We start from the raw sequence: 13,467 nt of genomic DNA, 5'->3' as shown, positions 1-13,467 counted from the left end.
CCTAGGTTGGCAGCTTCCCGCTGATACGACCGTCAGCGGGCGGAGTCGTCTATGAGCGCACTTGGGCGACCTGCGCCAAGATCAATGGGAAAAATGGGAAAAATTCAGGCTACGCGTCGCGTTTGCTCTCCTCTTGCTCCCAACGCCTGTAGATTGCTGAAATGGCTTTTTTAACTTTATCCTCGCTAGGCGTGGGTAAATGCTGCTTAAGTAATTTATGGGTGATAATCTCGGCAAATGCGGCTCGAGTCACTGAGGAGTCAAATCCACATTCATGAAGGTGCCATACCACTTCAGCAATCCAATAATTCCAATCGTCACCCCTCTTTCGTCCCGCAGGACTAGGATCCTTCTGAGGAGGTGAACTGGCACCGTCTCTATTCAAAGCTGTTATCTGATTATTATCAGAGTCACCGACCATAATCGCTTCAAGATCTACTTTGTTAATGCATACACCCGTTGCAACTAGGCGGGTTAGCGGCTGCGCCTCGTTGCCCTCACACTCGACCCGCATCATCGTCGGCCGCGTCGCTACAAGCGTTCCCGCCTTCCAATCCACCCGATCAGGATCAATCCTCCACCGCTCAGCGCGGCGAAAGAACGATTTAGGGAGGGCCATCGGCTCTTGAGCACAGCGCGCAGTGCGTCTGATGCCGCGAGGCTCAACTTGACCTGTATGAATCCGAAGCGGTTTAAGGTCACGTAGCGTAATGCCGCCAACGTCCGCCTCTTGGAAAAACTGCAGAGATCGCAAACTGACTCGTGCATCGGCGATGAACTCAAGCAGGCTACGTTCTGCTGCAACATACTCAACATGGTTAGGTGCAGCCATCGCATCCAGAGCTTGGCTTAACCTCATCCAATGCGCGGGGACAAAGTCATCTTCATCTTCCCACTCATCCACTCCGAGCTGCATCTCGCGCCGTTCTTTCTCGACCTCACACGGTGGCTACGGTAGCATCATGGAGGGTGAGGGCACAACGCGTGGTGCCCTACTCAACTCGAGTGGTTGCTCCGCTCTTTCGCACCCCACCATTTCGCGTGCCAGTACACCGCGCCGACGACAAACCAGACCCATAGTCCATCACGCTCGTTGACGCGGCTCATCCAATCGCCAACTTTCTGACCCGCAGCACCGATGGGAACAAGCAGGACGCCGTAGATGGCCATGGTGGTCCACACTGACTTTGTCGCAGGAAGCCGACCACGCAAGGCCCAGATCGCACGGTATACGCATTCCATCATCGATATCTCTTTCGAAGTCAGGGCAGGATTGTCATGAGGAGAGCGCAGAAGGCCGCCACGAAGGCGACCTTGAACGGGAAAACGACCTGTGGCCTCTGCGGCTCATCTGCTCGGCCTGCGCTCTGCCCACTGTCGGTGTTCGGCTCACGACCTATGATAGTAAGCTCGCTCATCGCCTGCGCTCCTGGATGCGTTGCTGATTCGCCCGCAGCACGTCGGCGTACGGCTTCCCGTCGATGCTGAAGCGAGCGATCAGGTCGTTCATGGTGAGGCCGGTACCGTCCAGGTTAGGCGGCAGGTCGGCGAGGGAGACGGTCAGCCCGTCACTCTCCTGCGTCACCCTATGGGCGAAGTGGTCAATCGATACCCGGTATGCGCTCCCGGTCTGCGATGGCTTCACCAGCGAGAAGGACGCGAGGCATACGACATTGTCTTCGCCGCGTTGCTGGACAGTCGGTTCCGACACGCTGCCAAACCGGGCATCGTTGCCGATCAGCACTCTAACGAACGGGTAGTTTTGCGCCCACTTACCGATTGTCTCAGCAGCGGCTTGCCGGATGCGCGCATCGAGGCACATGTCAAAGGCCTGATCGGCGTAGGCCGCTGTGCTGCTCGCCGCCAACGCAATTGGAACTGCCGCTCTGAGCAGCCAAGTCTTGGACAGGCGCGCACGACTCAGTTCAGTGCGGGGCATATAGGTCCTCCTCACTCGGTTGATTGTTGGCGCCGCGTTGCTGCGTGGGCGCTTGCGGCGCTGACTTCATCTCCGCTTCCGCTTGTGCCACTGCTGCTTCCGCCTCATCGGCCGCCCGTGCTGCGTCATCGGCAGCGGTGTTACCGTCGGCCTGATCGACGCCACCGGCGTCGGGAGCGTTCTGATCCGCTTGCTCTTGCGGCTGCGGCTGGACGGGCGAGCGCCCATTGTAGGTCACGCCACGGCCGATGCTCATGTCATCGACATCCACGGTGAAGGCGTCCGTCGCTGGATCGCTCGGCTGGCCGCTGATGTTGATTACCCAACGTAGGCCGTCGATGCCGAGGATATCCTGACCGGCGGTCGCATTGCTCATGTCGATCTGGATATGCCCCGTACAAACAATCTGCTGGTACGGCGGTTCACCCAGCGCCCCCGGATTATCGACCGCGACATGATCGATCGTCACCTTGGCCTGGTCGAAGGCTGCAACGATCCGGTTCGGATCGGCGCCCAAAAACTCCTGCATCATGTATTGAGGCAAGGCAGCCTTGAACAGCTTGCCCCGCGTTTCCTTGCCGACGACTTCCTGGACGTCAGCGCGTTGACAGGCGGCGAGCGCGGGGGGCGAAGAGTTGCGCGTCTGGTCTTCGCTCCCACCCGCCTGCGGGCTGCAGTTGGTGAGGGCGAAAGCCAGCAGGCCGCACAGGGCAGATGTGGCGAACGGCCGTGCTCCGTGAGCTGAACCGCGCATCACAGCACGCACACATGATAACGGGTGCCGTCGATCGTGACTTTGCCCGAGCCGTCCGCCTGCACCTTCATCGTGCGGTTCGAGATTTCGACGTGACGATCGGTAGCCACATCGCCTTTAATCAGGTCGTGGCCGAGCAACTCGCCCGATGCGGGATCGAACGTGAAGAAGCCGACGATCCCAGTGTCACTCTTGTCTGGCAACCAGCTGAAGTAGGTGTACATGTCGGCGTGCTCAGGCGGGAGCGTGCGCCCGCCGAAGTTCATCATGGAGGTGCCCAAGGACGAGCTGCAGAACTCACCTGGCTTCCCCTTTCCGTCGATCAGCGTAAAGCCGATGGTGGAAGGCTTGCCCATGACCGCCTGCGACCAGTCGTTAAGCATCTGCTGGGCGCCTTCTTCCGCAGGTGCGGTCGCCGACTGTTCTTGCCTAGGAGCTGAGGCTGAGTTGTCGCCATTGGTCGATGGCCAAACTCCGGCGAGCACAAGCAGACCAGCGATGAAGAAGACCGCGTTGCGCCAAGGCAGGCTGCGCCAGAACTCTAGGCTGAGCCATGGCGATCGATCGATCGCTTCCCCCGCCTGACACGGTGAGGCCTGCTTTGACGGCTGCCCAGTCGCCGATCTTGAAACGTGAAGAGCGCCGCGATTGTCGGGCACCTCTTCCCACTCGGCGTCTACGATATCATCCCCGGCCATCAGCGTACGCCCCCATCGTTCGTGGAGGCACCCGACCGAAGCCGGGCGTTCAGAACCCTGAGCAGACCCAGGGCGCCGCCGCCTTTAGGCGAGCCCTGGACATGCGCGACGGCCACCCGGCCGAGGAATCTCGACCAGCGTCTGCAGTTTGAGGTTCTGAAGCCTCCCCTGCGGGACTGACCGCAGGTGAATCTCGTATGCTGTGTTGACGGCTGGCGATCAAGGGCTTGCGCCACGCGAATGTAGTTCATCGTGCGCGATCCTTCACCAATCTCTTGCCAGCATGACAGTGAGCACGCGCTGGGTCACATCGGGGTTGGCGGGGTCGTCCGAGCCAAAGGTAAGGTCCTTGTCGTAGTAGTCGACCTTGAAAAGCAGGTCCTCGCCGAACAGCGTCAGGTCGCCGAAGTCCCGCTCACCGTGTGGATCGTTGTCGGCGTCGAAGCCGTCATACCTGGCGAGCGCTGCGGCAAGGGCACTGGCGTTAAAGTTCGACACCTTGCGCAGCGCGTCGGTGATGACGATGCAGCCGCCGGTTCCGGTCTGACGAAGTTGATCATTCAAGCGGGCGATTGTCACCGCCCGAGACATGTCGGTTGTATCTGTCATGGTGGGTATCCTTGGCGCTCGCCTCCGACGCCGTGGCGCACGACGGAAGCGAGCAATGCGGAAGGGAGCTGAAACCAGGCCCGGGTCGACCAGCCTGGTGCGAGCGATTACTTTCGCTTGGCGGCGGTCCGAACCTCTTCGAGCAGCTTGTCGAGTTCAGGCTTCGCAGCCAGCGCCAGTGCCGCTGCCTTGCCGATCGGCTGGATCGCCTTGCTCAGGTCGTTTTGTTCAAAGCCTGCCGCCATGATCTCGGCGGGGATGTCGAACGGCATGTACAAGACTCCTTGGTCGTCGTCTCGCTTGAACCCAGCCTTCTTCAACCCTGCAATTGCCTTGTCGTCCTGCAGAAGTCCTTCGGCAAAGTCTTGCAGACCCCGGCGAAACTTGACGGCGATGCAAAGCTGAGTCGGAGCAGCCTTGAGCGCTGCAGCGAGCCAAGAATGTTCGTAGCCATCTGGGTCCGATGACAGCTCGCCAAGCTCCAGCCACATGTCGCCGGTGCCGACACCCTTGGTCATTTTCCACTCAGGGCAGACGATCCGCGTCGACCATTCGACTTCGCTACACTCCCACGGTGCCTGGGCCACCTTGCTGATGGCGAGGAAGGCTTCGTGCATCAGCCGCTCACTCAGCGGCCAGGCGCTGTGGAAGAAGTCAGCTTCAATCTGGCCAAGGTTGCGGATGATGCGGCCAGCCAATTGCCCGTCGTTGAGCTTTGCGGCAGCCGTGCGGTGTTCGTGGTCCAAGTTCGTATCCTTCGCGTGTCGGAGGCCGAGAAGGGCCTCCATCGGCGCGAAACCGATCTAGCAATGAGTGCTGGCTGGGTGCACCGAACTGCCGACACACTGACCCTGCACTCTCTCGACCGGATACTATCCGGCACCCCACTCGACGCTCTTTGTGGATTGCGCTTGAGCCCTAGCTCATTCAATCGGAGTAGAGGCTGCGCAGCATCAGTTTTAACGTAAATAACGCTTTTCGTCAAAACTGACAGATTTCTGCACATTGACAAGTGCGATGAGTACATATCCCGCCATCTTACTTCAGGATTATGACTTAGGCGATTCGCTATCCCTAATCGCGCTGCTTTCAGGGAAGCAATACTCAGCCCACGCCGTCATGAGCTCGCGACGCTTCTCGAGCGCTCGCCCACGGCGATAGGCGCGTTCTACCGAGGACGCGACAGTGTGGGCCAGTGCCATTTCGGTCACTTCGCGCTCGAACGAGGTCTCTTCGCCAGCCCAATCGCGGAAAGTGGACCGGAACCCGTGAACGGTGATGTCAGCATGCTCCATTCGCTTCAGCACTGCCGAGAGAGTCATATCGGAGAGCGAGCCGCTCCGCTGCGCCGGAAACACGAAATGGTGCGGCTCAATTTCATCGTTCTTCAAGGCTGTTAGGATCGAGATCGCCTTGTCGCTCAGCGGCACTTGGTGTTCCGCGCCAGCCTTCATCCGTGACGCAGGGATGGTCCAAAGCTTCTCGTCCAGGTTGACCTCCGCCCACGTCATGCCGCGCGTCTCACCGGAGCGTGCAGCCGTTAGGATCGTAAACTCAAGCGCCCGAGCCGCCATTCCGGCACGCTGACGCAGGCTGGCGACAAAGTCGGCGACTTGCTTGTACGGCAAGGCCGGATGGTGCCGCACGGTCTTGGTGCTCTTGGGCAGCAACAGCTCCAGGTGACCACGACCACGAGCGGGGTTTTCACCCTCGCGCAGTCCTTTGACCCTGGCGGCGTCAAGCACACGCTCGATGCGGCCGCGCAACCTGGAAGCAGTTTCACGCTTGGTCAGCCAGATCGGCTCTAGAACCGCGACGATCTGCTCGGTGTTCACTTCGGCAATCGGCACCTCGAGGAGCGGCTTGGCGTGGGTCATTAGCGTGCTACGCCATTGCGCCCGGTGCTTGGGGTTCTTGAAACCGTCCTCAATGCTGTCGAGCAGTTCCATCGCAAATGCACCGAATGTTACGACGGGCTTGTCGTTGGCCGGCTTCGCCTTTTCCTTGCTCTTCTGCCGTTCGACGCGAGGGTTTATTCCTTCCAACAGCATCTCTCGGATTTCGGCGGCACGCTGCCGAGCTTTCGCGAGGGGCACGTCCAGCGCCGAACCAAGCCCCATCTCGATTCGCTTGCCGGGGCCTGTCTTCTTGATCCTAAATTCGCCCTTGGGCTTGAGCGTGCCGATGAATATCCATGATCGGCCGGTCGGGCGGATGCGCAGGTAGAGACCGCCTCCGTCGCCATAGAGGCCTGGCTGCTTCTCCGCCTGAACCCGCCGATCTGAAAGTTTGTTACGCGCGTGCGAGGGCATGATTTCGGCTGTTAGCAGGCGATCAGCAGTCCGGCCAGCCATAAATTTGGGCGCAAAGTTTGCACGGCTTTCCACGATCTGTGGCGAACGCCAGTGAACGATAAGCCTGCGCGTAACCGCAGAAATCCTAATCTCTTAGCATTCGCGAGAGTTCATGAGGGACCGCCGAAAAGCGAGCCCTGGCGGAGAGGGTGGGATTCGAACCCACGGTACGGTCTCCCGTACACCGCATTTCGAGTGCGGCGCATTCGACCACTCTGCCACCTCTCCGCAGAGGTCTTGCGCTGTGCGGGGTGTCCCGCTGGTCGAGCGAGGGGCGCGGTTAGCTCAAGGTTGGCCGCTTGCCAAGCCCTTTATCACGATCGCGGGGGAAGAGCGCTGGTCCCTCGCTTGTTTGGCCCCGGAGGCGGGCCTATATCTTCATGCATGAACCGTGCTTCTTTCTTTTCCCCCCAGGCTGGCCGCATCATCGAAGCGCCGCGCAAGGCGCGGGCCCGCTTCGCCATCGGCGATATCGTGCGGCACAAGTCTCACGATTTTCGCGGCGTGGTCTTCGATATCGATCCCGTCTTCGCCAACAGCGAGGAGTGGTACGAATCCATCCCGGCAGAGCTGCGGCCGCTGCGCGAGCAGCCGTTCTATCACCTTTTGGCCGAGAGCGACGATTCCAGCTACGTGGCCTATGTCAGCCAGCAAAACCTGCTAGAGGACGGCGATGGCGGGCCGGTGGACCATCCCTCCATCACGCAGATTTTCGACGATTTCGCGGACGGGCACTATCAGATCCGGCGGGGCATGGCGCACTGAGATAGGTTAGCCGTGAGATTGACTGAGACGGGCTGGAGGCTCAGCTCTTCAGCTTCCAGCCCGAGCGCAGCACCAGATAGGTGGTCAGGCATAGCACGGCGTTTAGCACACCCAGGCCGATGGCGGAATGCAGCACCGCCATATTGGTATCGCCGATGTCGCTGCGCCCTAGGAAGCCGAAGCGGAAGCCTGAGATCACATAGAAGAACGGGTTGAAGCGGCTGACCGTTTGAAACGCGGGCGCCAGGTTATCAATTACGTAGAACGTGCCCGATAGCAGCGACAGCGGTGCTATCACAAAGTTGGTGATGGCGGCGTTATGGTCGAACTTTTCCGCCCAGACGGAAGAGAGCAACCCCAGCAGCGCCAGGAACCCCGACCCCATCAGCGCGAACCAGATGACGGCCCAGGGGTGCGCAACGTGCAGATGAACCTGCGGCCACAGAAGCATCCCGCCGGTCAGCGCCAAGCCGACCAGCAAAGCGCGGGTCATCGCCGCCGCCGTCATCGCCAGCATCAGTTCGCCCTCGGTCAGCGGGGGCATCAGAAAATCGATGATCGTGCCCTGGATCTTGCCCGCCAGGAACGAGAAGCTGGCGTTGGCGAAGGCATTCTGCATCATCCCCATCACGATGAGGCCCGGCGCGACGAAGGTGGCGAAATTCACGCCCAGCACTTCCTTGCCGCCCCGCCCCAGTGCGACGGTGAAGATCACCAGGAACAACATCGTCGTGATGGCGGGGGCCCAGATCGTCTGGGTCTGCACCTTGAAGAACCGGCGCACTTCCTTCATATAAAGGGTCTTGAGCCCTACCCAGTTGACCTGGTGGATCACGGGCTCACCCATAGCCGGAAACGTGCGGGCCGGAAACGACCGGGGTTGCGGAATGGCGGCGGGCGAAATGAGGTCCGCCGAAGAGGGTTGATCGGCCATGGTCCCGCGCCTATCGGCTGACCGCTCCGCAGGCAAGCCCCGCAGGCACGATGGCGACGACTGAGTTGGGCACCACTGTGCCTGGGCAGAGTGTACGGCACCCACCGGGGCCAGAACGAATGGAATGCAGATGAGCTGGACGGACGAGCGGATCGAGAAGCTGAGGAAGATGTGGGAGGGCGGCGCCACCGCCAGCCAGATCGCCGATGAACTGGGTGGCGTCAGCCGCAACGCGGTGATCGGAAAGGCCCACCGCCTCAGCCTGAAGGCCCGCCCTTCTCCGGTGAAGCCGAACGAGAAGCCGGCGCGCCCCGCGCCCGCTCCCGTCTCCGCAGCCAAGCGCCCGCGTGACGAGGCGCCCCCGTTCGAAACCGAAACGGCTCCCGCTGCACCGGCGGCACCGGCACCGATCGCGGCGGAGCGCCCGGCACCGATCGCCAGCCCGTCGCCTACGCCCAGCGCGGCCGCGACGACGGAAAATGCCGATCCGGAAGTGGCCCCCAAGCCGCAGACACGCATCGTCTCGGTCGGCCCGGGCGGCTTCCTGCGCCAGGGTCCGGGCGATCAGCAGCAGCCGATCCCGCCCGCACCGCCGCGTCGCTTGATCCCGGCCAAGCCCAGCGCCGAGATCGCGGACAAGACCAGTCTGCTGGACCTGAACGATCGCATCTGCCGCTGGCCGATGGGTCACCCGGGCGAGCCGGATTTCCACTTCTGCGGTGACAAGGTGAACCCCGGCTTCCCCTATTGCGTAGAGCATTGCGGCCGGGCCTATCAGGCACAGCTGCCACGTGGTGCGCGCCGTCCTCCCCCGCCGATGCCGTTCGGCGGCCCACGGGTCCGCTAATCAAAAAAAGTCAGCGCTGGCGCTGCGATTGGGCTGTTCCCAGTCGCGCGCCGCGCAGGCAAGATCGCTGCATGATCAAGCGATTCGCGTTTTCTGCACCCATCCTGATGCTATTGGCGGCGGCATCCCCCGCGTCGCAAGGCTCACCGCCCGCTGACGTCTACGTCGCGGTCCAGACCAGCGCCGGAACCATCACCCTCGACCTGGACGCCGCGCACGCGCCGCTGACGACGGGCAACTTCCTGAAGTACGTGGACGGCAAGCGGTTCGATGGCACCGCGTTCTATCGCGCGATGCATCTGGAATGGGGGACGCCGCCCAACGGGCTGATCCAGGGCGGCACCCAGAACGATCCCAAGCGTATCCTGAAGCCGGTCGCGCATGAGCCCACCAGCCAGACGGGCATCCTCCATAAGCGCGGCACGATCTCTATGGCTCGTTTCGCGCCGGGAACGGCCACGGGCGACTTTTCGATCATGCTGTCCGACCAGCCGGGCCTGGACGCCAAGCCCGATGCTTCGGATGCTGACGCCAAGGCCGGATTTGCGGCGTTCGGGCATGTCGTCGGCGGGATGGACGTGGTGGAAAAGATCTTCGGCATGCCCCGCTCCGTCACCAAGGGCGTAGGGGTGATGAAAGGCCAGATGCTCGATCCGCCGGTGCGCATCATCAGCATCAAGCGCGTGGCCGCGCCTCCGGCCCCTCCCGCTGCCCCTGCGGTTGCGCGTGAAGATTCGGAGGCCGCGGTGCCCTAACGGTCAGGGCGTCACCGGCAGGGTGGTGCGGCCGTTTCTCGGCTTCGCTCCCTACCGCCGCCCCGCACCGTCATGCAGCAGCGGGAACGGATTGAGCGCCACCCCCTGTTGCGACCAGTCGCCCGCCGGGTCGACGTTCCAGATCGCGAAGTGCAAGTGCGGGGCCGCGGCGTCGGCATTGCCGGTATGCCCCACCTGCCCCAATGACTGCCCCTGCCGCACCATCTCTCCCTCGCGCAGAGAGGGGTCGTAGGCCAGCAGATGCGCGTAGTAATAGATCAGCCGCCGGTCGGCAGAGCGGACATAGATCGTGTTGCCGCCATCGGCCGAATAGAACAGCTTTTCCACCCGCCCGGGCGCGGCGGCCTGCACCGCTGTGCCCTCCGCCGCTAGGATATCGATCGCATCGTGATGGCGTGCGCCTTCCGCCCGGCCTTGCGAGAACGTATCCGCCAGTTGAGCGGGCGTGACCCCCGCCACCGGAATCGCCAGTCCGCTGGGCATCACCGTGGGCGGTAGCGATCTTGCGCCTCTGTCACGGCTTTGCGACGCGCTTCCGCTCAAAGCTCCCACGACGCCGCTGACCGTGGCCGCCGTGCTGGCGGCTTCGACAGCAGCGCCGCGCAAGCTGCGATCCGCGGCAAGGTGATTGCGGTACAGCCAAACGCCCAGGGCGATCCAGAAGATCGAGGTCAGCACGATGCTGGCCGCGATCGCGCGGCTCAATCCCGGCCAGCCGACTTGCATTTTACTTCTCGAACAAGGCAACGGTCCCCGAATGGACCATCTGCGCCAAGCGCGCCGCATCCCAGTTGGTCAAGCGTACGCAGCCATGGCTTTGGGCCCGGCCGATCGTCTGGGGCTCAGGCGTGCCGTGGATACCGTAGTGAGGCTTCGACAAGTCGATCCAGACCACGCCGACCGGACCGTTCGGCCCCGGCGGCAGCTTCTGCTTTTCCTCCTTCGAGTCCGCATCCCAAAACAAGTCCGGGTTGTAGTGGAACGGCGGATTGTGGGCGACGCCCTTCACCTCCCATTTGCCGATCGGCAGCGGATCGTGGCTGGACCCGGTGGTGACCGTGAACACGGCCACCAGCTTGTCTCCGTCATAGGCGCTGAGCGTGCCCTTCGACTTGCTCACCACCACCTTATCGACCTTGGGCTGGCTGCTGCCGACTCCCAGGTCGCGCAGCGTTCCGAGCCAGGTCTGGTCATCGATACCCGCCGGATCGAGCGCGTCGGCACCGGTATTGGGAACGCGAATCTGCTGCCCGGCGCGGAACATCGGCGGGGGCGGAGTGCCCGGTGCTGATGACGCGTTCGGCGAAGGAGCGGGTGCCGGCTGCGCGGCGGCAACCGGCGCAGCCTGCGCTCCTGCCGGGGCGCCACCCGGGTTCAGCATGTGAAGCGTCTCGATCGTGGTGTGGAAACGCTCGGCCAGCTTCTCATCCAGGCTGGCGTAACCCAGTTGCGGCATCTTGGCCTGATCGGCCGGCTCCTTGGGCACCGGCGCGAAGGGACCCCTCGCGAAATCCTCAGGAATGGTCACGACCCGGGTGGCTGGGATATTCGACCAGCGCGACAGCATCTGCGTGGTCGCCTGATCGGGCTTGCCGGTCTGCGGCAGGTTGTTCGCCTTTTGGAAGCCGCCCAGCGCATTGCCAAGCGACAGCCCCTCCTTCCCGTCGATCACCCCGGGCGAGAAGCCGAGCCGGTCCAGCACCACCTGCATCTGCATTATCGGGCGCTGCTCGGTATCGGCAACGGCGGGCCGCACCGCCTGGCCCGGCCCCGGATCCTGCGAGGCCATGGCGTCAGCGCCGCTGGCGGGGGTGGCCGCACTCTTGGTGGCACCGGGCTGCTGTTGCGCATTCCCCTTGTCCGCCCCCCTGTCATTGCAGCCAGGCAGCGAGATCAGGGCCAGCGGGATCATCCAGGCAATTGCACGCACGTTCGTCTTCTCCTCCCAGGGGGGCGGCGAACCCACCGTGTTTGTCGCAAGTTAGAACCACCGTGCGGCCATTTGGCTGCAAGCCGCGCGCCTCAAGAAGGCCCCCTCATGTATTCAGCAACGACGCTTTCATCCCGCGTCGATTTCAAATTCTCGCCATAGATGGAAAGTAATACAGCGCCGCGCGGTACTGTTTTTGCCATTAAAGTTACATTTGCCAAATACTTGTTGCGGCATCTTGTCTGCTGACCGCTCGCTGCTCACGCATCGTTAGGGTTTTGGCCCTATCATGTCGCTTGCGAGGGAAGAGGACAGCGGCTTTTGCCTCAAAATGCATCTATAACGGCCAAAATGAAGCCGACGATCGTGTTGGGCGTTGGCATCACCGGGCTGCAAGCGTTGATCGCGACGGTCACGGCCTACGCCGGATTCGGTCCGTTGGAGGATGCGCAGGCCGCCGCGCGCATCACGTTAGTCGCCTCGATATTGTTCATGATGGGGTCGATCGCATTGTGCTGGCGCGCCGCGCGGCAAGTGCGGCAACAGCAGGCCAGCTATGACAAGGCCGCCGCCACCAAGCATCAGATCGAAGAGCTGTTCGCGATGACCGACATGCTTCAGGCGGCGGAGGATCACGACGATGCTGGCTCGATCCTGATGGCCACATCCGAACGCCTGCTGCCGGAATATGGCGGCGCGCTCTATGTGTTCAATAACTCGCGCGATCGGCTGGACTTGGCGAAGTCCTGGAACGGCAACGAATCCTTCCGCCCCGGTGCAACGTTGCTGCCCAGCCAGTGCTGGGCGCTGAAGCGCGGCAAACCGCATATCAATGATCCCGGCACCAACACGCTGTGCTGCATGCATGCCATGGGCTCGGCCGCCACGGTGGAAGTGCCGATGATGGCGCGGGGGCAAGTGCATGGCCTGCTGATCCTGTCCTATGATGGCGAGCAGGCGATGTCCCGACTGATGGACGTGCGCCGTATCGCGCGCGCCTTGTCGGATTCGATGTCGCTCGCGATCTCCAACATCGCCTTGCGAGACAAGCTGCGCACGCAATCGCTGCGCGATCCGCTGACCGGGCTCTACAACCGGCGCTACATGGAAGACGCGCTGGAACGCTATATCAGCTTGGCCGAACGCTCTGGCGGCGCGACCTCGGTCATCATGATCGACCTGGACAACTTCAAGCACCTCAACGACGAGAACGGCCACGCCAAGGGTGACAGCGTGTTGCGCGATGTGGCGGCCCAGCTCGTTTCCGCGCTGCGACCTTCCGACGTCGTGGCGCGGTACGGTGGCGAGGAACTGATGGTCATCCTGCCCAACTGCGGGCTGGACGATGCCATGATGAAGGCCGAACTATTGCGCGCCCGAATCGAGGGGCTTTCCGAAGCGCACGATACGTCGATCAGCGCATCGTTCGGCGTCGCCACCGTGCCCGAAACATCGACCAGCGCGAGCGATGTGGTGCCCATGGCCGACACCGCGCTGTACGAGGCGAAGAAAGCGGGCAAGAACTGCGTCCGCAGCGTGGAGAAGCGAGTCACGCGCGACGATCTCGCCCCGCCGCGCCTGACGGTGACCGGCTGAGGCTGAGGCCGCCAGGCACGCGTTCGCACCCGCTGGCGAGCGCGAGATAACGCCTGGGGATATCGAGCAGACGGCGGACGTTGCGGCCGGCGCTGGCCTGGCGCAACAGGCTTGGCTCGGCATTCCATCGTGCGACCGGCGAGTGGGGGAATGTGAAAGCAGGACCACACGCTCGGCTTTCAAGGTGCAAGACGACCGACGGGAAAAGCTCGCAAAAGCCCGCTGGCCCCATTTCCGGCGCTAGTGCCGGCGGGTCGAAGTCTTG

At 62.5% G+C, this 13,467-nt stretch carries 15 protein-coding genes and 1 tRNA gene; 4 read left to right on the top strand and 12 right to left on the bottom strand.

Translation table 11 applies throughout. The features are described from left to right. Positions 1-109: 109 nt before the first annotated feature. The 9 genes from ACHWRX_RS08095 to ACHWRX_RS08055 form a co-directional block, all read right to left on the bottom strand. Entirely contained in the window at positions 110-916 is an 807-nt protein-coding gene (locus ACHWRX_RS08095; protein WP_394658807.1) for a hypothetical protein, read from the bottom strand. Between the two features lie 80 nt (positions 917-996). Continuing rightward, the gene (locus ACHWRX_RS08090; protein ID WP_394658806.1) at positions 997-1,245 is read right to left on the bottom strand and encodes a hypothetical protein; all 249 of its coding nucleotides are present in this window, start codon (positions 1,243-1,245) and stop codon (positions 997-999) included. A 169-nt stretch (positions 1,246-1,414) separates the two neighbouring features. Next, the gene (locus tag ACHWRX_RS08085; protein ID WP_394658805.1) at positions 1,415-1,939 is read right to left on the bottom strand and encodes a hypothetical protein; all 525 of its coding nucleotides are present in this window, start codon (positions 1,937-1,939) and stop codon (positions 1,415-1,417) included. Beyond that, on the bottom strand, positions 1,926-2,693 hold the full coding sequence (locus tag ACHWRX_RS08080; RefSeq protein ID WP_394658804.1) for a hypothetical protein: 768 nt from the start codon (positions 2,691-2,693) through the stop codon (positions 1,926-1,928). Before ACHWRX_RS08080 ends, ACHWRX_RS08085 begins: the two co-directional genes overlap by 14 nt. Beyond that, the gene (locus ACHWRX_RS08075; protein WP_394658803.1) at positions 2,693-3,391 is read right to left on the bottom strand and encodes a hypothetical protein; all 699 of its coding nucleotides are present in this window, start codon (positions 3,389-3,391) and stop codon (positions 2,693-2,695) included. The genes ACHWRX_RS08080 and ACHWRX_RS08075 overlap by 1 nt, the downstream gene beginning before the upstream one ends. A gap of 264 nt (positions 3,392-3,655) precedes the next feature. Beyond that, positions 3,656-4,000, bottom strand: coding sequence for a DUF3768 domain-containing protein (locus tag ACHWRX_RS08070; RefSeq protein WP_394658802.1), 345 nt, complete (start codon positions 3,998-4,000; stop codon positions 3,656-3,658). A 107-nt stretch (positions 4,001-4,107) separates the two neighbouring features. Beyond that, the gene (locus ACHWRX_RS08065; protein WP_394658801.1) at positions 4,108-4,746 is read right to left on the bottom strand and encodes a hypothetical protein; all 639 of its coding nucleotides are present in this window, start codon (positions 4,744-4,746) and stop codon (positions 4,108-4,110) included. A gap of 303 nt (positions 4,747-5,049) precedes the next feature. Next, positions 5,050-6,312 (bottom strand): tyrosine-type recombinase/integrase, encoded by a 1,263-nt coding sequence (locus ACHWRX_RS08060; RefSeq protein WP_394658800.1) that lies wholly within the window; start codon positions 6,310-6,312, stop codon positions 5,050-5,052. A 180-nt stretch (positions 6,313-6,492) separates the two neighbouring features. Continuing rightward, positions 6,493-6,582: transfer RNA gene (locus tag ACHWRX_RS08055), tRNA-Ser, on the bottom strand. 156 nt (positions 6,583-6,738) lie between these two features. Here ACHWRX_RS08055 and hspQ point away from each other — a divergent pair. Continuing rightward, positions 6,739-7,119, top strand: a complete 381-nt coding sequence (gene hspQ / locus ACHWRX_RS08050; protein WP_183616345.1) for a heat shock protein HspQ — start codon at positions 6,739-6,741, stop codon at positions 7,117-7,119. Positions 7,120-7,159: 40 nt separating this feature from the next. Here the strand turns inward: hspQ and ACHWRX_RS08045 are convergent, their stop codons facing one another. Further along, a complete protein-coding gene (locus tag ACHWRX_RS08045) occupies positions 7,160-8,053 on the bottom strand; it encodes an ABC transporter permease (protein ID WP_183616344.1) in 894 nt (297 codons plus the stop codon). Between the two features lie 130 nt (positions 8,054-8,183). Between ACHWRX_RS08045 and ACHWRX_RS08040 the strand changes: the two genes are divergently transcribed. Both ACHWRX_RS08040 and ACHWRX_RS08035 read left to right on the top strand, forming a co-directional pair. Continuing rightward, the gene (locus tag ACHWRX_RS08040; protein WP_394658799.1) at positions 8,184-8,900 is read left to right on the top strand and encodes a GcrA family cell cycle regulator; all 717 of its coding nucleotides are present in this window, start codon (positions 8,184-8,186) and stop codon (positions 8,898-8,900) included. 71 nt (positions 8,901-8,971) lie between these two features. Continuing rightward, positions 8,972-9,655: a peptidylprolyl isomerase gene (locus ACHWRX_RS08035; protein ID WP_394658798.1), complete on the top strand. Its 684-nt coding sequence runs from the start codon at positions 8,972-8,974 to the stop codon at positions 9,653-9,655. Between the two features lie 51 nt (positions 9,656-9,706). Here ACHWRX_RS08035 and ACHWRX_RS08030 read toward each other — a convergent pair whose 3' ends face one another. Together ACHWRX_RS08030 and ACHWRX_RS08025 are read right to left on the bottom strand one after the other, a co-directional pair. After that, a complete protein-coding gene (locus tag ACHWRX_RS08030) occupies positions 9,707-10,402 on the bottom strand; it encodes a M23 family metallopeptidase (protein ID WP_394658797.1) in 696 nt (231 codons plus the stop codon). A 1-nt stretch (position 10,403) separates the two neighbouring features. Beyond that, positions 10,404-11,606 carry a L,D-transpeptidase gene (locus tag ACHWRX_RS08025; protein WP_394658796.1) on the bottom strand — a complete coding sequence of 401 codons (1,203 nt, stop codon included), beginning with the start codon at positions 11,604-11,606 and terminating at the stop codon, positions 10,404-10,406. A 351-nt stretch (positions 11,607-11,957) separates the two neighbouring features. On the opposite strand from ACHWRX_RS08025, the gene ACHWRX_RS08020 reads away from it, so the two are divergent. Further along, positions 11,958-13,202 carry a diguanylate cyclase gene (locus ACHWRX_RS08020; RefSeq protein ID WP_394658795.1) on the top strand — a complete coding sequence of 415 codons (1,245 nt, stop codon included), beginning with the start codon at positions 11,958-11,960 and terminating at the stop codon, positions 13,200-13,202. Positions 13,203-13,467: the final 265 nt, after the last annotated feature.

Origin of the sequence: uncultured Novosphingobium sp. (genome assembly GCF_964277725.1) — a bacterium.
Taxonomy (GTDB): domain Bacteria; phylum Pseudomonadota; class Alphaproteobacteria; order Sphingomonadales; family Sphingomonadaceae; genus Novosphingobium; species Novosphingobium fluoreni.
The sequence above is the reverse complement of the archived record's forward strand: the minus strand, read 5'-3'. Positions and strand labels throughout refer to the sequence as shown.

What these genes read in the sequence shown, in the direction of transcription:
- ACHWRX_RS08095 (WP_394658807.1), bottom strand. Translation starts at nt 916, where the DNA reads ATGCAGCTCGGAGTGGATGAGTGGGAAGATGAAGATGACTTTGTCCCC.
- ACHWRX_RS08090 (WP_394658806.1), bottom strand. Translation starts at nt 1,245, where the DNA reads ATGATGGAATGCGTATACCGTGCGATCTGGGCCTTGCGTGGTCGGCTT.
- ACHWRX_RS08085 (WP_394658805.1), bottom strand. Translation starts at nt 1,939, where the DNA reads ATGCCCCGCACTGAACTGAGTCGTGCGCGCCTGTCCAAGACTTGGCTG.
- ACHWRX_RS08080 (WP_394658804.1), bottom strand. Translation starts at nt 2,693, where the DNA reads ATGCGCGGTTCAGCTCACGGAGCACGGCCGTTCGCCACATCTGCCCTG.
- ACHWRX_RS08075 (WP_394658803.1), bottom strand. Translation starts at nt 3,391, where the DNA reads ATGGCCGGGGATGATATCGTAGACGCCGAGTGGGAAGAGGTGCCCGAC.
- ACHWRX_RS08070 (WP_394658802.1), bottom strand. Translation starts at nt 4,000, where the DNA reads ATGACAGATACAACCGACATGTCTCGGGCGGTGACAATCGCCCGCTTG.
- ACHWRX_RS08060 (WP_394658800.1), bottom strand. Translation starts at nt 6,312, where the DNA reads ATGCCCTCGCACGCGCGTAACAAACTTTCAGATCGGCGGGTTCAGGCG.
- hspQ (WP_183616345.1), top strand. Translation starts at nt 6,739, where the DNA reads ATGAACCGTGCTTCTTTCTTTTCCCCCCAGGCTGGCCGCATCATCGAA.
- ACHWRX_RS08045 (WP_183616344.1), bottom strand. Translation starts at nt 8,053, where the DNA reads ATGGCCGATCAACCCTCTTCGGCGGACCTCATTTCGCCCGCCGCCATT.
- ACHWRX_RS08040 (WP_394658799.1), top strand. Translation starts at nt 8,184, where the DNA reads ATGAGCTGGACGGACGAGCGGATCGAGAAGCTGAGGAAGATGTGGGAG.
- ACHWRX_RS08035 (WP_394658798.1), top strand. Translation starts at nt 8,972, where the DNA reads ATGATCAAGCGATTCGCGTTTTCTGCACCCATCCTGATGCTATTGGCG.
- ACHWRX_RS08030 (WP_394658797.1), bottom strand. Translation starts at nt 10,402, where the DNA reads ATGCAAGTCGGCTGGCCGGGATTGAGCCGCGCGATCGCGGCCAGCATC.
- ACHWRX_RS08020 (WP_394658795.1), top strand. Translation starts at nt 11,958, where the DNA reads ATGAAGCCGACGATCGTGTTGGGCGTTGGCATCACCGGGCTGCAAGCG.